We start from the raw sequence: 17,558 nt of genomic DNA on the forward strand, positions 1-17,558 counted from the left end.
CATGCGCACACCGCAGCCGTTCATCCACGACTGGTTCAGCGACGTCGCCGCGCGCACGCCCGACGCGATCGCGATCGCGCACGGCGCGCGACAGGTCGCCTACGCGACGCTCGACGACGAATCGGACCGGCTCGCCAACCGCCTGCGCGCGGACGGCGTGGCCGTCGGGCAGACGATCGCGATCCTGGCCGCCGATCCGGTGCGCTTCGTGAGCGCCGTGCTCGGCGTGCTGAAGGCGGGCGGGGTGTTCGTGCCGCTCGATCCGCGCCTGCCCGCCGCCCGGCGCCAGGCGATCGTCGACGAGGTCGCGCCGCGCCTGCTGCTCGCGGACGCCGAGCTGGCCGTGGCCGCGCGCGAGCTGGCGCGCGGCGCGCCGCTGCTGACGATCGACGAGGCGGTCACGGGGCCGGCGGGCCGGCCGGGCCTCGCGCTCGACCCGGACGCGCCGTGCTACGTGTTCTTCAGCTCGGGCAGCACCGGGCGGCCCAAGGGCATCGTCGGCCGTCTGAAGGCGATCGATCATTTCATCCGCTGGGAGATCGGCGCGCTCGGGATCGGCCCGGACGCGCGCGTGTCGCAGCTGACGGCCACCGGCTTCGACGCGGTGCTGCGCGAGCTGTTCGTGCCGCTGTGCGCGGGCGGCACGCTGGTCGCGCCGCCGCGCCGCGATGCGCTGTTCGACGCGGCCGCGCTGCTGCGCTGGCTCGAGGACGAGCGGATCACGCTGCTGCACGGCGTGCCGTCGCTGTTCTTCGGCCTGCTCGGCGAACCCTTGCGCGCGGCCAACCTGCCGGCGCTGCGCCACGTCCTGCTCGCGGGCGAGGTGGTGCCGCCGGGCGCGGCCGACCGCTGGCTGTCGGTGTTCGGTGAGCGGATCGCGCTCGTCAATCTGTACGGCCCGAGCGAGACGACGATGGTGAAGTTCGCGCACCGGATCCGCGACGAGGACCGGCGGCGCGCGTCGATTCCGATCGGCCGGCCGATCGACGGCACCGAGGCGCTGCTGCTCGACGAGGCGCTCGCGCTGTGCGCGCCGGGCGTGGTGGGCGAGATCCATATCCGCACCGCGTATCGCAGCCTCGGCTATCTGAACCGTCCCGATCTGACGGAGGCCGCCTTCATTCCGAACCCGCACGGCGACGGCGATCCGGACGACCTGCTGTACCGCACCGGCGATTTCGGGCGGCTGGGGCCGGACGGCGTGTACGAGTTCCTCGGCCGCAAGGATGCGCAGCTGAAGATCCGCGGCGTGCGGGTCGAGCCGGCCGAGATCGAGGAGGCGCTGCGCGCGCATCCGGCGATCCGCGATGCCGGCGTCGCGGCGCTGCCCGACGGCGACGGGTCATTGACGCTGCGGGCCTGGGTGACCGCGCCCGACGGCGTGGACGAAGCCGCGCTGCGCGCGTGGCTCGCGGCGCGCCTGCCGGATGCGCTGGTGCCGGGCGCGTTCGTCGTGGTCGCGGCGCTGCCGCGCACGGCGAGCGGCAAGCTCGACCGGGCCGCGCTGCCGGCGCTCGAACCGGTCGCGGCGGCCGACGCGGCGCAGGCCGACACGGCCGCGCCGCGCACCGACACCGAGCGCCGCCTGGCCGCGATCTGGTCCGCGGTGCTCGGCCGCGACCGGATCGGCGTGGACGACAACTTCTTCCGCATCGGCGGTCATTCGCTGCTCGTGATGTCGATGATGTCGCGCGTGCGGCGCGAGTTCGGCGATGCGCTGGTGTTGCGGCATTTCTTCGCGGGCCCGACGCTGGCTGCGTTCGCGCGCCAGATCGACACGCTGGGCGCGACGCCCGGCGCGGACGCGCTCGAGATCGGCGAGCTGTGAGCGTCGCGCAGCTGTTGGCGCAGCTCGGCGAGGCGGGCATCGCGCTCGTCGCCGATGGCGAGCGGCTGCATTTCGCGGCGGCGTCCGGCGAGTTCACGCCCGCGTTGCGCGATGCGGTGCGCGCGCGGCGCGACGCGGTGCTGGCCGCGCTCGGCGGCGGCGCGGGCCGCGCGCTCGCGGGCCGGCTGCCCCTGTCGTTCGCGCAGCGCAGCCTGTGGTATCTCGACCGGCTCGCGCCGGGCCATCCGGCCTATCTGATGACGGGCCGCTTCCGGCTGCGCGGGGCGTTCGACGCCGCGCGCTTCGCACGGGCGCTGCGCGGGTTGGCGGCCCGCCATCCGTTCTGCCGCGCGGCGGTGCTCGAACAGGCCGGCCAGCCGGTGCTCACGATCGCGGCGGCCGTTGACGTGCCGTTCGACCGGGTCGACGTCGCGGGCCTCGCGCCCGACGAGGCCGGCGCGCGCGCGCGGCAGGCGCTGGAACACGCCGTCACGCAGCCTTTCGATCTCGCGCGCGCGCCGCTGCTGCGCGCGGTCGCCGTGCACCGCGCACCGGACGACTGGTGGCTCGCGTTCGCGATCCACCACCTGATCGCCGACGAATGGTCGATCGGCATCCTGATGCGCGAGCTGTCCGCGCTCTATGCGGACGGCGATGCGCGCGCGCTGCCGCCGCCGACCTCGGCCGAGGCGTTGCTGCAGGTCGCGCGCGCGGCCGGCGACGCGCAGCGCGAAGCCGACCTCGACCACTGGCGTCGCACGCTCGCGGCGCCGCTGCCGGTGCTCGACCTGCCGACCCGGGGGCCGCGTCCCGCGCGCCAGCAGATCGCGGGCGCGCGAGTGCGGCGCAAGCTGCCGGCGCGGCTCGCGGGCGCGATCGACGCGCTCGCGCGCCGGCACGGGGCGACGCCGTTCATGGTGTATGCGAGCGCGTTCCTGGTGGTGCTCGCGCGGCAGGCGGAACAGGACGAGATCGTGCTCGGCACGGTGGTCGCGGGACGGGACCAACCCGGCCTCGACACGCTGGTCGGCTGTTTCGTGAACACGCTCGCGCTGCGCTGCGACCTGTCCGGCGATCCGACGTTCGGTGCATTGCTGGAGCGGGTGCGCGGCGTCGCGCAGGCCGCGTACGCGCATGGCGCCACGCCGTTCGAGCGGGTGGTCGAGGCGCTCGCGCCCGAGCGCGATCCGGCGCGGCCGCCGCTGTGCCAGGCGGCGATCGTGCTCGAGAACGCGCCGGCCGGCGCGCTCGCGCTGCCGGGCGTCGATCTCGAATCGATCGACACCGATCCGGTCGCCGCGAAATTCGACCTGACCTTGGTGATCGCCGCGCGGCCCGACGGGCTGTATGCGATGCTCGACTACACGGTCGCGCTGTTCAGCGAGGACGCGATGCAGCGCCTGCTCGGCCAGCTGACGACGCTGCTCGATGCGGCGCTGGCCGCGCCCGACACGCGCTGCGCGCGGCTGCCGCTGCTCGCGGACGACGAGACGGCGCGGCTCGCGGCGTTCGAGGCGGGGCCGCCCGCGCCGGCGCGCGCGCCGTGCCGGCTCGATGCGCTGTTCGCCGCGCAGGCGCGCCGCACGCCGGACCGCATCGCGTTGTCGATGGCGGGCGCGACGCTCGACTATCGCGCGCTCGAACGCTGGGTCGAGCAGGTGGCCGCGCAATGGACGGCGCGCGGCATCGGCGCGGGCGCGATCGTGGGGCTGTGCGTCGAGCGCTCGTTCGAGATGGTGGTCGCGGTGCTGGCGGTGCTGCGCACCGGCGCGGCCTATCTGCCGCTCGATCCCACATATCCGCCGGAGCGCCTGCGCGCGATGACGACGCAGACCCGGCTCGCCGCGCTGCTCACGCGCGCGGATGCGGCGCTGCCGGTCGGGCTGCGCGACGCGCTCGGCGACGCGCCGTGCATCACGGTGCCGCCGCGCGAGGCGGTGCTTGCGGCGACGGCGGCGGTATCCGTGTCTTCGGCATCCTCGGCCGTGGCAGCGGCCGTGGCCGCGTCTGCGGCGCCGAATGTGTCCAATGCGTCCAATGTGTCCGCCGCCTCCGGCGGCGCCGACCCGCTCGCGTGCGTGCTCTACACCTCGGGTTCGACCGCGCAACCGAAGGGAGTGCGAATCGGCCACCTGGGCCTGTGCAATCTCGCGCTCGCGCAGATCGACGCGTTCGGCATCCATGCGGACAGCCGCGTGCTGCAGTTCGCATCGCTGAACTTCGATGCGTCCACGAGCGAGCTGTTCAGCGCGCTGCTGAGCGGCGCGACGCTGTGCCTCGCCGAAGCGGGGCGGCTGCTCGACGATCTCGGCGGCGTGCTGCGCGACGAGCGGATCAGCGTCGCGACGCTGCCGCCCGCCGTGCTGCGCCTGCTCGACCCCCAGCCCTTGCCGGCGCTGGCGACGCTCGTCGTCGCGGGCGATGCGTGCCCGCTCGATCTGGCGCGGCACTGGGCGCGCGGGCGGCGTTTCCTGAACGCGTACGGGCCGACCGAAGCGAGCGTATGCGCGACGATCGGCGCGTTCACGCCGGCGCAGGACAGCCTGACGATCGGGCGGCCGATGGCGGGGATGGCGGTGCGCATCCTCGACGCGCAGGGCGCGCGCGCGCCGATCGGCGTCGCGGGCGATCTGTATATCGGCGGCGTCGGCGTGTCGCACGGCTACAGCGGCGCGCCGGCGCTGACGGCCGAACGCTTCGCGCCGGATCGGCACGCGCACGAGGCGGGGGCGCGCTGCTACGCGAGCGGCGATCGCGCGCGCTGGCGCGAGGACGGCCGGCTCGATTTCCTGGGCCGGCGCGATCGGCAGGTCAAGCTGCGCGGGATGCGGGTCGAGCCCGCCGAGATCGAGGCGGCGCTCGTGTCGCATCCGGCGGTGGCGGCCGCGGTGGTGGTCGCGCGTGCGGACGAGAGCGGCGAGCGCTATCTGGCCGCCTACGTCACGCCGCGCGCCGACGCGGGTGCGCCGCTCGACGAGACGGCGCTCAGGCGCTGGCTGCGCGAGCGCCTGCCGCCGCATCTGGTGCCGGGCGCGATCGTGGCGCTCGCCGCGCTGCCGCTCGGGCCGAACGGCAAGGTCGAGCATCGCGCGCTGCCCGCGCCGGACCTCACGCGGGCAGCCGCGCGCGCCGCGGTCGCGCCGCGCGACGATACGGAGGCGCGTCTGTTCGCGCTATGGCGCGGCATGCTGCCGGCGGCGGGCGCGTTCGGCGTGACCGACGATTTCTTCGCGCTCGGCGGCCATTCGCTGCTCGCGGTGCGCTTGCTGGCGGCGCTCGAACCGCTGTTCGGCCGGCGTCTGCCGGTCTCGGCGCTGGTGACCGCGCCGACCATTGAGGCGCTGGCCCGGCTGCTGCGCGATGCGCCGGCCGCCGCGCGCTGGTCGCCGCTCGTCGCGCTGCGCGCGCCGGGGCCGGGCGCGCCATTGTTCTGCGTGCATCCGCTCGGCGGCAACCTGCTCGGCTATCTGCCGCTCGTGCGGCATCTGCCCGGCCGGTTCGCGGTCTACGGCCTGCAGGCGCCCGGCATCGACGCGGATACGCAGCCCTGCGCGAGCCTGGCCGAACTGGCCGCGCGCCATCTCGACGCCTTGCTGGCGGTCCAGCCGGCGCCGCCGTTCCTGCTGGCCGGGCATTCGTTCGGCGGCCTCGTGGCGTTCGAGATGGCGTCGCAGCTGCGCGCGCGCGGCCTGCCGGTGGCGCGCCTGATCGTGATGGACACGCCCGCGCCGATCGAGGCGAACCGCCCCGCGCCCGTCGTCGACGACGGCGAATGGCTGTTGCGGCGGGTGCGCGTGCTCGAACGCTTCGGCGACATCGATCTGGAACTGTCGGCCGACGCGTTCCTGGCGCTGTCGGCGGAGGCGCAGCGCGACCGCTTTCTCGCGCTGATGCGCGAGGCGGGTCTGCTGCCGGCCGATGCGGGGGCGGCGCTGGTGGACCGGGTGCTCGCGGTGCAGCGGGCGAGCCAGCAGGCGATCCGCGACTACCGGCCCGCACGCTACGACGGCGCGATTCATCTGATCCGCGCGGCCGACCACGCGAGCGCGGCGCGCGACGCGGACGAGGCGCGCGCGTTCGCGGACCCGTTGCTCGATTGGCCGGCGCTGACCTCGGGCCCGGTGATCGCGGCCACCGCGCCGGGAGACCACATCACGATGCTGGCGGAGCCGCAGGCGGCCGAGGTCGCCGCGATCCTGCACGACTGGCTCGCATGAGACGCGCGAACCGGGGGCGGCGTCGGATGCCGAATCGCGCGCCAGGTTGTGCGCGCAACGCAATGACCCGCATCGCGCGGCCCGCAAGCGGGCGCGCGGCGCGGACGTGACAGCGCGCGTCGGGCCGGCCGAGCAGGCCGGACGGCGCGCATGCGAGGCGGCTCGGGCGGCGCTGCGGCGCGGCCCGGGCCGCGAGAACGAAGCAGCACCTTGATCCGGAAAGGAGGAGCGCATGACGACAGCGGTTGCCCACGCTACCCAGAACACTTATCTTGCCTCGCTCGACGCGGCGATGACCCGCTCGCGCGCGATCGGCCTGTCCGAATACGAGACCCGGCTGGCGTTCGATCCCGCGCTGGCCGTCGATCTCGCGGCGGTGCGCGAGAAAGTCGTCGAGGATTTCTCGGACGGCTGGCTCGAGGACACGTCGGCGCTGCCCGGGCGCTGCTATCTGGTCGCGCGCGATCTGTCCTACATCCTGATGAACATGAAGATCCCGCACGCGATCACGATCGGCAACGTGCTGCTCGACGGCGCGCCTTATTTCACGACGACGCTCGCGTCGCTGCATGCGGATCTCGACGACGGCTATATCGCGAACGAGCCGGCGAACGCGCATTGCTGGATCACGCTGCTCGACGGCTCGATCGTCGACGGCACGCTCAATGCATCGATCGCGCACAAGGAGGGCGCGGCCGCGCCGATCCCGTTCGAGCAGGCTGTGTACGCGAAGCGCCACGACCAGCAGGACCGGCTCGACTACGTGCCGCTGCTGACGGGCTTCCACTATCACATGCGGGTGGTGACGAATCCGTACCAGGACCGCCACTACGAGACCTACATGAAGTGGTTCATCGACTATCGCAAGTGCGCGCAGTCCGACTGGTGGAAGGATCAGGTCGCGCGGCAGTGAGCGCCGCGCGCCGCGGGCGTGGCCCGCGGCGCGGCGGGCCCGCTCAGCGGGGCGGAATGGTCTTCCTGGTATCGATCGCGTACTTGTTCGTGCCGGTCTTGACCCAGTCGGTGCTCACGAGCGGCTGCACGCGGGTGATCTGCGCGACGCTTTCGAGGTTCTTCGCGATCTCGGTCACGCGGGCGTCGGTCGGATTGGCCTGGTAGGCCACCATCGCATCCCGGATCGCGACCAGCGTATCGAAGCGCTTCTGTCCGATGATGTATTTCGCGTTGGTCTCGAAGTTCTCGCCGGGATCATCGGTGCGGAACTGGCCCGACGGCCCGATGAACAGGTTGCCGGGCATCCAGGCGACGTATTCGAGGAAATCGTCGGTGCCCGGCGCGGTCGTGGCGCCGCCGGGTTTCACGTAGCCGCTGCCGAGCCGCTTCGCGAAGGTCGACGCCTGCTCCGCCGCCGCCGCGTTGCCGCCGCCGATCTTCGCGTAGTCGGGAATGTGGTTGCCGAGCATGGTGAAGTATTTGCCGGCGAGCGCCGTTCGCGACTGGCTTTGCCAGAGGAGATTGAAGAAATCCCGGATCGTGTTGTACGGGATGATGTGATGCCGCGATACGCCGATCGGATAATCGAGTCCGCTGCCCGATTTCGTGAGCGCGGTGTTGTAGTTGTCCAGGTTCGCATAAGGCTGGGAAGGCCGGTCGTTGCTGAAGGCGATCTTGTACTGGCCGGCCGGATAATCGCTGCCCTGCGCCGGCGGCGCTTGCTGCACCTCGGTCGTGACCTGGGCCATCGCGACCGATCGAACCACGCCGAAAGCCGTCAGAATACCGATCAACATGATGCGTTTCATTTTCATGGTGCGCTCCTGGTTGGTGATGTCTACAGCGGGAAAATAGGTGCTTCGACGACGTGCCGGACCGAATGGTCGCATTTGCGCGAAGGCGATCGTTTAATCGAAATCAGGCCGGCGAGGCGAATCCCGAATCAACTGAGGACGCGCCGGCCGAGCGCGCGTGAGAGCGCGCCGATCGCCGCCGTCGCCGACCAGCAGAACAGGAAGAAGCCCGCCATCGCATACAGGTACACCCACAGCATCACGCTGTTTCCGCCGGGCAGCGCGACGAGCGTGTTGCAGCGGCTCACCAGTTCCGGCACGCCGATGACCGAGGCCGTCGACGACGCCATCACGATCGTCACGCTGAAGCTGCCCCAGTCCGACACCAGCGCGGGCAGCGCCTGACGGCGCGCGGCCGGCGCTGCGCGCCGCGCGCGCGCGAGGCTGTCCGACACGAAGGCCGCGACCGCGAGCGAGAGCGCCAGCGCGGCCTTGAGCCAGGCGGGCAGCGGCACCTGCAGGCCGAGCGCGGGGAGCGTCAGCGTGTCGGGCAGCACGAACGCGAGATAGAACTGGAACACGAAGGTCGGGATGCCGCGCAGCAACGCGGTCGCGGCGCGACCCGCGCGCGCCCGCGCGCGGCGCGGCGAGGCGCGCAGGCGCGCGAGCAGCGCGCCGCACGACGTGCCGATCGCGAGCGCGGCCAGCGCGATCGCGACGTTCCACAGGAAGCCGCCCGCGAGGAACGGCGTCCAGGCGATCAGGCGCGCGGCGATGGGGTCAGCCGCGTTCATCGCCGAGCCGCCGTTCGATCCGGTTCAGCGCCCAGACGACCGCGCAGACCACCAGCACGAAGCACACGGTCAGGGTGTTCATCATGGTCGCCGCGTTGTCGTGCTCGACGATGATCGAGGTCGACACCGACAGCAGCTCGGGGACGGCGATCGCGCTCGCCATCATGGTCGCCTTGGTCACGTTGACGAGCAGCGCCGTGAGCGGCGCCGCGGCGCGCCGCAGCGCGATGCCGAGCGTGGCCGGCCGCAGCCGGAAGCCGGGCGTGCGCACGCGCTCGCGCGCCGCCGCGTCGTCGAGCGCGCGCATCACGCCCGCGCCGGTGCACGCGCTCAGCGCGAGCACGACCACCCAGAACGCATCGAAGCGCCAGTGCCAGCGCGCGGCCGCGAGACCGCCGACGCCGAACATCAGCACATAGGTTTGCAGCAGTGGCGGCGTCATCCGCGCCACGAGCGCGAGCCCGCGCAGCATCGCGGGCAGCAGCGGCAGCTCGCACGCGGCCGCGAGCGCGAGCCCCGCGCCGCCGAGTACGCTGCCCGCGATGCAGCACAGCGTGAGCGCGAGCGTGAGGCCGAGCGCATGCAGGAAGGCCGCGCGCTCGTAGTCGTCGTAGACGTAGGTCAGGTTGACGCCGGTGCGCTCGTAGACACTCAGGCCCCAGCGGCGCAGGCCCGTCACGTTCTCGGCCGTGACGAAGGCCGGATTGCGGCATGCGACCGGCCAGCCGCCGTCGGGCAGGCGGGCGCACAGATAGCCGCCGTCCGGCGTGCGGTGGGTCCACAGCGCATGCATGGCCGCGAGAAACGGCGAGGCCGGCAGGCGCCACTTGCGTTCGAGCGCGAGCAGCGTGCCCTGCCGGTGCCAGTCGGCCACCGCGTCGCCGAGGAAGCGCGCGAGCGGATCGCCGGCCGCGTCGCGCGCGATCGCGAGGGCCCAGGGTGTCGTCAGCGCGGACGGCAAGGCGATCCGGTAGCCGCGCCACGCGGGATCGCGCAGGTCGCCCGCGATCGCGGCGTCGTCGAACAGCCAGCCCGCGCAGCGGCCGTCGCGCACCGCGAGCTTCGCGTCGCGCCCGTTGCCGTAGACCTGCAGGTTCAACTGGTAGCGCAGCGCCACGGCCCGGTTGAAGTAGCTGCCCTGCGTCGCGCAGACCGTCGCGCCGCGCAGGTCGGCCCAGGTCCGTATCTCGCTCGCGGGCGGCACCATCAGCGTCACGCCCGACGCGTAGTAGTCGGGCTCCACCAGCGTCGCGATCCGGCGGCGCGCGGTGGTGTCCGCGAGCGTGGCGATCGTCACGTCGGCGCGGCCGTCGTTCAGCACCTGCAGGCGATTCACGCTGGTTACGCCGAGCGTGCGCAGCCGCACGCCGAGCCGGTGCGCGAGGTCGGCCGCGAGATCGTGCTCGAAGCCCTGCTGGCTCGCATCGGCCGCCAGCATGCCGAAGGGCGGATAGTCGGTCTTCACGCCGACCACCAGCACGCCGCGTTCGCGGATCGCGGCGAGCCGGTCGGCCGCCCGCGCGTCGCCCGCCCCGAGCAGCAGGCAGGCCGCGAGCCACAGGCAGCCGGCGCGCGGCGGGCGCTTCATACGGCGACGGCCAGCACGCGGATGCCGTAGCCGAGCGCGGGCGGCAGCCGGCGCGCGAGCGCGCGGTCAAGGCGCGCGAGGCGGGGCGAACGCGTCACGCACCACTCGGGCAGCAGGCTCTCGGCCTCGCAATGGCGGAGCGCGAAGCCGGCGATCTCCAGTTCGTCGCGCAGTTCCTGGACCGTGTACAGGTGGTAGAAGAAGGTCAGCGCTTCGCCCGCCACGCGGCGCGTGAACGCGACGCTGCCGGGTTCGTCGAGCGGCGGCCGGGCCCGCGCGAGCGCGCGCATGAGCCCGCAGCGCGCGAGATCGAACGGCCGGCGGCGGCGGCGCGACGGCACCGACAGGATCAGCCGTCCGTCGTCGTGCAGCAGCATCCGCAGCCGGCGCAACGCGTCGATGCGCGCCGCGCGGTCGCCGAGATGGGACAGCACGCCGAACAGCAGCAGCGCGAGATCATGCGGGCCGGTGCGCGTGAGCGCGGCGAGATCGTCGTGCACGAAACACACGCGATCCGCGTGGGGCGTGCGGGCGAGCGCGTGCTCGAATTCGCGCAGCGACGCACCGGAGATGTCGTAGGCGGTCACGCGCGCAGGCGTGAGCGCCAGCAGCGCGAGCGCATAGCGGCCGTTGCCGCAGCCGAAGTCGAGGATCCGCGCCGCCTCGCGCGCGCCGTTCGCGAGCAGATAGTCGAGCGTCGCTTCGTTGGGGCGCGGGTAGCGGCGGCGATAGCCTTGGCCGCTGAAATAGCGGTCGTAGGTGTGCCGCATCTGGTCGGCGATGTATCGACTGAGCATGCAGGGCTCCGATGGCGAGGGGATCAGCCGCGCGCGGGCAGCGCGGTCTCGTGCAGGACGCGGGCGGCGCGCAGCTCGGCGAGCAGGTCGCCGATGTCCTGCCGCTCGTTCTCGATGCCGGTCTCGATGCGTTGCAGCAGCGCCCGGGCGCGCGCGGACAGCGGCCGGCTTGCCGCGTCGCGGCGGCGCAGCCACCACAGCGCGCCGTGAGCGAGCGCATGCACGCCGATGCGGCGGATCTTCTCGAGTTCGCCGATGACCTTGAACACGCTGGTCGCGAGCCAGAGCGCGAGGAGCGGCGCGAGATAGGCGTCGATCACGCTCGCGAGGGCGGGCGGCAGGTGCGCGTAGATCCACGGCACGCCGCTCGCGTAGAAGGTGTCGACGAAGCCGTTGGTCTGGCCCGCGCCGCCCGAGTCGCGCGGGAATTCGCCCGGGCCGTTCACGTAGCTGCCCGCGCGGTGCGCGTCGCGCATCGCGGCGAGCACCGCGTAGGCGGTCGCGGGCGGCAGGTCGCTGCGCGCGACCACCGAGATCGTCGCGGCGAGCAGCGGCACGTCGCGCTCGGGCACGTCGCGTTGCAGGTCGTAGATGCCGGCCGGCACGTGGACCTCCTTCAGGAACGGCAGCTTCTTCGTGATCGCCTCGCGCTGCGCAAGCGGCATCAGCGTCAGGTCCGGCCGTTTCGCGAGGTCCGCCATCAGCGCGCTGTCCGCGCCGAGCATGAACAGGCCGGCGTCGAATTCATGGGTCTTGAGGCGCTCGATCGCGTCGTGCAGCGGCAGGAATGCAATGCGGGTGTTGCCCGCATCGATGCCGCTGAGCGCGAAGATGCGCAGCAGGGTGCGGCTCGTCAGGCTGTGCTCGGGCGGCAGCACGAGCGACAGGCCGCGCAGGTCCGCGAACGACGCGTCGGGCCGCGCCGTCGCCACGTCGCGCTGCGCGAACACGAAGATCGGCTGCAGCTGGATGTCGCCGAGCGGGATCAGCGCGCTGTTGCCCGCCGCCGCATGGCCGTCGGCGACGAAACCGAGGTCGAGGCGCGCGCGCGGATCGGCCACGCGCGCGCCGATCTCGTCGGTGTTGGCGATCGGCACGATGTCGACCTGATAGCCGTGCGCCTCGAGCAACTGCTGGTACTGGCGCGCGGTCTGGTAATAGCTGCCGTCGACCGGGCCGGCCGCGATGCGCAGGTGGTGCGACGGCAGCACGTGCGCGGCCGCGCCGGCGAGGAGCAGCAGCACGATGAAGGCGGGCAGCAGCGGCGGGCGCTTCAGGTGGCGAAAGAGTGTGCGCATGTCGATGGATTCGGTCGGGACGGACGCGCCGTGCGTGGCGCGGATCGTCGGCATGCACGGTCCGCGCCGCGCGGGAGGGCGCGGTGAATCCATTCTGGGTGCGCGTCGCCGACGTTCCTATGGAGCAGGCGTCATGGGACGGATGGCAGGCGAGGCGGCAGGGGAAGGGGCGCCGCCGGCGGAGCGGGGGACGCGCGCGGGCGCGTCCGGTGGGTTTCGCGTGAGGGGGACGTTACAGCCAGCCCGGCCGGCCGCCGAGACGGGCGGGGCGGATGTTGCCGGAGCGGCGTTCCGGATCGTTCGTGTATTCCGGGTGATTCGACATGACGCCGGTGGCGCAACCTTCGAACAGGCACACGCTGAGGAACGCGAAGCAAATCGAGCGTAGCGATTTCATTGGGGTATCAAGAAAAGAAGAAAGGACGAAGACGGGAGACAAGATGATTCAATCCGCGCCGGGCGCGGCTTGCGCGTTGATCCAGCCGGTGAGCCGCGCGAGCGCGCCGGGTTCGTAGGCGCGCCTGCCCAGGCACGCGAACAGGGCCTGCTTCCACAGCGGCCAGTCCGATTCGAGCTGGTAGTCGAACCAGCGCGCGCGCAGCAGCGCATGGGTCGCCCCGGGCGCGATCTCCGCCAGATGGTCGGGGTGGCCGGCGAAGGCGCGGCGATAGGCGTTCGCTTCGTCGATCGGATCGACGTTGCGGTCCCACGCACCCCACAGCGCGAGCACCGGGCCTTGCATCGTCGCGAGCGCGGACGTCGCATCCTCCGCGTAGTTGAGCGTGATGAAGCGGAACCGGCGCGGTGCGATGTCGGGCCGCGCGCGCGGATCGGCCGGCGCGTGCGCGGCGCCGAACAGGCGGTCGTTGTCCGCGTATTCGGCGCGCAGGCGGCGCTCGATCGCGGCGCGGTCGGCGCCCTGCGCTTCCATCCGCTGCCGCGTGTAGTACATCCCCTGGGCGCGCCAGCTGACCGCGCCGCCGACGATCGCCGAGAAGGCCGGCCGGAACGCGCTCGCGACCCGGGGCACCACCCAGCCGCCCTGGGAGAAGCCGAGCAGGCCGATCGGATGCGCGCCCGCGGTGGCCTCCCGGACGCGCAGCCATGCGGCGCGCGTCTCGGCCGCGCGGTCCGCCATCGATTGATCGAGCCAGTCCCCGCCGCTGTCGCCGACGCCCGCCTTGTCCCACGAGAACACGCCGATGCCCGCCGCGAGCAGGCTGTTGACGAGCGGCAGGTAGTGGTCTTGATCGAAGCGCGTGCGCGGACCGTCGCCGTGCACGAGCAGCGCGATCGGCGCTGCTCGCCGGTGGCGCGGCAGCACCAGCGTGCCGGCCAGCTCGGCGTGGCCGGCGCGAAAGCGCAGCGGGGTGCTGTCGGCATCCTGCAACTCGAAATCGGACAACCCGCGCCAGGCCCATGCGCCGAACGCGAACGCGACGAGCAGCGCCGGCAGGATGACGCGGGTGAGGGTCTTCTTCAAGGACGGGCTCCAGGAATGGGTCAAAGGCGTTCATGCTCGATGGCGGCGGGGACGGCCTGGCTGTCACGGCGCGCTTGACGCCCCGATGCGCATCGATAAATAATAGATCGAGCAGTCAGTCTATTAAAGAATGCGATGTTCGTCCAGTCAGGGAGTGGGCAATGAGAAAAGTCGATCCGGAAAAAGTGGAAGCGAAACGCCGACGGATTCTCGACGCGGCGATCGAATGCTTCGCGCGCGGGGGATTCCACGGCACCTCGACGGCGGAAATCTGCGCGGCGGCGGACATGAGCCCGGGCAACCTGTTTCATTATTTCCCGAGCAAGGCCGCGATCATCGAGGCGATCGCGCAGGAAGACCAGCGCGAGATGGCCGCCCTGTTCGCGCGCCACGCCGACGCCGCCGATGCATTGCAGGCGATCGCGGACATCGCGGTCGAGATGATGAAGCTCGGGAGCGAGCCGACCTATGCGCGCATCAGCATCGAGATCGCGGCCGAGGCGTCGCGCAATCCCGAGATCGCCGCGCTGTTCGCCGCGAACGAGGCGCGCGTGACCGACGGCATGGCGGCGCTGATCCGGCGCGGCATCGCGCAGGGCGCGATCGATGCGAGCCTGAAGCCGGAGTTGGCCGCGACCTGGCTGATCGCCCTCGCGGAAGGCGCGATCGGGCGCATCGTGCTCGCGCCGGGGTTCAAGGTGCGCACGCATGCGCCGGTGCTGCGCAAGCTCATCGAACGTTGGTTGCGCGCGCATTGAACGGAGGTATACCGGCGATTTCACAGGACACCGTCATGAAGCGAATTTTCGGAGTACGCTGGCGTACCGTCGGGCGCGTGCTGGTGCGCGTCCGGTGCAGCACGGCGATGTTCTCGTTGCTGATCCTGATCGTCGGGAGCGTCGCGAGCCTGGGTCATGCGGCGACACGCATGGATGCGCGCGCAACCGGTTCGTCGGCCAGTGCGGCGGGCGTCGGGCGGGACGGCGGCGCGGCGCGGGGGTGCGCTGCCGCTGGCCCCGGGCGTGCGGGGCAGGCGAGCCTGCGCGCGCGGCGAGAATGCGCCGCTTGAACGATCCGGCGACTTGAAGCGGTGGCATTCCCGCGCGTGTTTCGCCGCATGCGCGGGAGAACACCGAGAACCACACGGCGGCAGCACGACAGACGCGGCACGGGGCAAGCCGCGCGACAACACGGAGAAACGGGATGACGGACGGGATCGTGGTGGTGGGGGCGGGCATCGTCGGCGCGTCGATCGCCTATCACCTGGCGAGCCGGGGCGTGCGCGTGACGCTCGTCGAGCAGGACGCGCCGGGCGCGGGCGCGACCGGGCGCGCCTTCGGCTGGATCAATCCGGGCGCGGACGGGCCGCCCGCCGCCGCCGTGCTGCGCGCGCTCGCGGTGACCGAGTATCGGCGGCTCGAACGCGAGCTGGGCGTGCCGCTCGTCAACTGGAGCGGCGCGTTGACCTACGGCGCCGATGCCGGCGGCGCGGAGCCGATCGCGCGGGTCGCGTGGCTCGATCGCGAACAGGTCGGCCGGCTGGAGCCGAACCTGGTCGATCCGCCCGAGCGGGCGCGCTATGCGCAGGACGAGGGCGCGCTCGAACCGGAAGCGGTCGCGCGCCTGCTGGTCGAGCGCGCCTGTGCGCATCGCGCCGCTTATCTGGGCGAGACCCGCGTGCACGCGCTGTGTCGGGACGGCGCGCGCGTCACCGGCGTGCAGGTCGACGGCGGCGTGTTGTACGCGGACACGGTGGTGCTCGCGGCCGGCGTGCGGACGGCCGCGCTCGCCGCATCGGCGGGCGTCGTGCTGCCGGTGGACACGTCGCCGGCGATCCGGATCCGGGTGGCCGCGCCGCCGGGGCGGCTGCGGACCATCGTGTCGAACCGGGACTTCGAAGCGCGCGAGGCGGCGGACGGTTCGCTCGTGCTGGCCGAGGACTATCTCGACGACGATGGCCCGGATGGCTCCGAGGCCATTGCCGGGCGCGCGCTCGACGCGGTCCGGCGCACCTTGCGCGGCGCGGAGGGAGCCACGCTCGGCGAGGTCGCGGTCGGCCGGCGTCCGATGCCGGCCGACGCCGCACCCGTGATCGGCACGTGCGCCGATGCGCCGGGCCTGTACGTCGCGGTCATGCATTCAGGGGTGACGCTGGCGGCGGCCGTGGGGCGGCTCGTCGCCGATGCGCTGCGGCTCGGCGGCACGCCGCGCGCGCTCGCGCCGTGCAGTCCCGATCGTTTCGCCGGCGCGCGCCGATCGCGTTAGCGGGGCGGGCGGGATGCCGGCCGAGGGGCGGCGGGAGAAGGCCGGGCGACGCGCGCCGGCTGTCCCTGCCCGTGTTCGACGCGCGTCGCGCGCAACCGGGACGACGCGACGCGCATCGTCCCCATGCAAGTCAGTGGGTCATGCTGCGTTCCGGCCGTCCGGACAGGCTGAACCGTCGTTCTTGTCGGCGGCGGTTGCCAGGCACGGACGGCGCGGCGCGCATCGCGCCGCTCAAGTCTGCTGGTCGAGCGCCTGCGCGAGTGCCTTTTCGCCGAGGCTTCCGGCCGGCCCGACCACCGCGAAATTGAGCCCGTTCACCGATCCATACCGCGCCAGCAACGCGCCGTCCACCCGCTCCCCGGCCGCCATCAGCCGGTGCGCCGATTCCGGCGGCCGGAGGTAGAAGCTCAGCTTGCGGCCCGCGTCGTCCTCATAGAGCACCATCGCAGCCGCGCCGCGCTCGGTGGCGAACAAGCGCCCGCCGACCGGCCTGAACCCGGCCGCGGCCAGGTCCGGCAGCCTCGCCGACGCCCCCACGCGCTTGGCGAGCCATGCCTGCAAATCCTCCGCGCTCGCCGGCCGGTAATCCACCTGCGCGGTTTGATCGACCACCATCATCTTGTAGGCCTCGACCGCATCGCTCATCGGCGCGACGGGCGTCGGCGCGTTCCACCCGCGCGCCTGCCATCCGCCGAACGTCCCCAGTCCGATGCAGAAAATCAACGAAGCCGCCATCGCCAGGCGCATCCGCGCGCGTTCCGTCCGCCGCGCGCGGAGCGCCGCGGGATCGAGCGCCGGGTTGTCGGCCGGCATGCGCACGCTCTCCAGCGCCGCCCTCAACCGCTGCGCGTCCTGCTGCCAGCGCTGAACCTGTTCCGCGCGCGCCGGATGCAGCGCGAGAAAGCGCTCGACCGCGGCGCGCGCGTCATCGTCGAGCTGGCCGTCGACATAGGCCTGGAGGTCGTGTTCGTTCGGAGGGATGTTCATTTCTTCATCAGGCGGAGAGAAGGAGCGGGAAGCTCGCCGTCGCTGAGCTGGCGCAGCGCCTGGCGCGCGCGGGAGAGCCGCGACATCACGGTGCCGATCGGCACGTCGAGCAGGTCGGCGACTTCCTGGTAGCTGAAGCCCTCGACCGCGACGAGCAGCAGCAGGCTGCGCTGTTCGTCCGAGAGCCGGCCGAACGCTTCGAGCGTCGCGCGCGCCGCGAACTCGCGCTCGGCGGACGGCCAGTGCGCCTCATCGTCGTCGCCGAGACGGCCGAGCAGCCACGCGTAGCGCTTCGCGCTGCGCTTGCCGTCGAGAAACTGCCGATACAGGATCGTGAACAGCCAGCTGCGCAGCGAGGCGTCGTCGCGGCGGCTCGTCCAGCGCGACAGCGCGCGCTCGAGCGTCGACTGGACGAGATCGTCGGCCGCGTGGACGTCGCGCGCGAGCCAGAGCGCGAAGCGTCGCAGCCTGGGGATGAGTTCGCGCAAGGCGTCGTCGTCGAGGGCGGTGGAGGGCATGGCCGGGCCGGTTGCCGAAAGGGTCGAGATGCCGC

General features: G+C 72.6%; 14 protein-coding genes. 5 read left to right on the forward strand and 9 right to left on the reverse strand.

Annotated features, from left to right (window positions below; all coding sequences use genetic code 11):
- Position 1: 1 nt before the first annotated feature.
- The 3 genes from AC1RQF_RS27300 (at position 2) to AC1RQF_RS27310 (ending at position 6,958) form a co-directional block, all read left to right on the forward strand.
- Complete coding sequence (locus AC1RQF_RS27300) at positions 2 to 1,828, forward strand: non-ribosomal peptide synthetase (protein ID WP_492873362.1); 1,827 nt, start codon at positions 2 to 4, stop codon at positions 1,826 to 1,828.
- Positions 1,825 to 6,045, forward strand: a complete 4,221-nt coding sequence (locus AC1RQF_RS27305) for a non-ribosomal peptide synthetase (protein WP_492873363.1) — start codon at positions 1,825 to 1,827, stop codon at positions 6,043 to 6,045. Before AC1RQF_RS27300 ends, AC1RQF_RS27305 begins: the two co-directional genes overlap by 4 nt.
- 232 nt (positions 6,046 to 6,277) lie before the next feature.
- Positions 6,278 to 6,958, forward strand: a complete 681-nt coding sequence (locus AC1RQF_RS27310) for a hypothetical protein (RefSeq protein WP_273996386.1) — start codon at positions 6,278 to 6,280, stop codon at positions 6,956 to 6,958.
- Between the two features lie 43 nt (positions 6,959 to 7,001).
- On the opposite strand, the gene AC1RQF_RS27315 is transcribed toward AC1RQF_RS27310, so the two are convergent.
- The 7 genes from AC1RQF_RS27315 to AC1RQF_RS27345 all read right to left on the reverse strand — a co-directional run bounded on the left by AC1RQF_RS27315 (position 7,002) and on the right by AC1RQF_RS27345 (position 13,753).
- A complete protein-coding gene (locus AC1RQF_RS27315; protein WP_273996385.1) occupies positions 7,002 to 7,814 on the reverse strand; it encodes a hypothetical protein in 813 nt (270 codons plus the stop codon).
- Between the two features lie 128 nt (positions 7,815 to 7,942).
- Positions 7,943 to 8,587 (reverse strand): ABC transporter permease subunit, encoded by a 645-nt coding sequence (locus AC1RQF_RS27320; RefSeq protein WP_273996384.1) that lies wholly within the window; start codon positions 8,585 to 8,587, stop codon positions 7,943 to 7,945.
- Positions 8,574 to 10,175: a transporter substrate-binding domain-containing protein gene (locus AC1RQF_RS27325; protein WP_492873364.1), complete on the reverse strand. Its 1,602-nt coding sequence runs from the start codon at positions 10,173 to 10,175 to the stop codon at positions 8,574 to 8,576. The genes AC1RQF_RS27320 and AC1RQF_RS27325 overlap by 14 nt, the downstream gene beginning before the upstream one ends.
- Complete coding sequence (locus AC1RQF_RS27330) at positions 10,172 to 10,972, reverse strand: class I SAM-dependent methyltransferase (protein ID WP_492873365.1); 801 nt, start codon at positions 10,970 to 10,972, stop codon at positions 10,172 to 10,174. The genes AC1RQF_RS27325 and AC1RQF_RS27330 overlap by 4 nt, the downstream gene beginning before the upstream one ends.
- Before the next feature lie 23 nt (positions 10,973 to 10,995).
- The gene (locus AC1RQF_RS27335; protein ID WP_492873366.1) at positions 10,996 to 12,270 is read right to left on the reverse strand and encodes a TAXI family TRAP transporter solute-binding subunit; all 1,275 of its coding nucleotides are present in this window, start codon (positions 12,268 to 12,270) and stop codon (positions 10,996 to 10,998) included.
- 232 nt (positions 12,271 to 12,502) lie between these two features.
- Positions 12,503 to 12,667 (reverse strand): hypothetical protein, encoded by a 165-nt coding sequence (locus AC1RQF_RS27340; RefSeq protein WP_273996380.1) that lies wholly within the window; start codon positions 12,665 to 12,667, stop codon positions 12,503 to 12,505.
- A 48-nt stretch (positions 12,668 to 12,715) separates the two neighbouring features.
- Positions 12,716 to 13,753, reverse strand: coding sequence for an alpha/beta hydrolase family protein (locus AC1RQF_RS27345; RefSeq protein WP_492873367.1), 1,038 nt, complete (start codon positions 13,751 to 13,753; stop codon positions 12,716 to 12,718).
- Positions 13,754 to 13,914: 161 nt separating this feature from the next.
- On the opposite strand from AC1RQF_RS27345, the gene AC1RQF_RS27350 reads away from it, so the two are divergent.
- Entirely contained in the window at positions 13,915 to 14,511 is a 597-nt protein-coding gene (locus AC1RQF_RS27350; protein ID WP_492873368.1) for a TetR/AcrR family transcriptional regulator, read from the forward strand.
- A gap of 445 nt (positions 14,512 to 14,956) precedes the next feature.
- Complete coding sequence (locus tag AC1RQF_RS27355) at positions 14,957 to 16,018, forward strand: NAD(P)/FAD-dependent oxidoreductase (RefSeq protein WP_492873369.1); 1,062 nt, start codon at positions 14,957 to 14,959, stop codon at positions 16,016 to 16,018.
- A 231-nt stretch (positions 16,019 to 16,249) separates the two neighbouring features.
- Here the strand turns inward: AC1RQF_RS27355 and AC1RQF_RS27360 are convergent, their stop codons facing one another.
- Both AC1RQF_RS27360 and AC1RQF_RS27365 read right to left on the reverse strand, forming a co-directional pair.
- Positions 16,250 to 17,005, reverse strand: a complete 756-nt coding sequence (locus AC1RQF_RS27360) for an anti-sigma factor family protein (RefSeq protein ID WP_492873370.1) — start codon at positions 17,003 to 17,005, stop codon at positions 16,250 to 16,252.
- Positions 17,002 to 17,523 carry a sigma-70 family RNA polymerase sigma factor gene (locus AC1RQF_RS27365; protein ID WP_252987964.1) on the reverse strand — a complete coding sequence of 174 codons (522 nt, stop codon included), beginning with the start codon at positions 17,521 to 17,523 and terminating at the stop codon, positions 17,002 to 17,004. The genes AC1RQF_RS27360 and AC1RQF_RS27365 overlap by 4 nt, the downstream gene beginning before the upstream one ends.
- Positions 17,524 to 17,558: the final 35 nt, after the last annotated feature.

It is taken from the genome of Burkholderia sp. GW821-FHT14F03 (assembly GCF_058803765.1).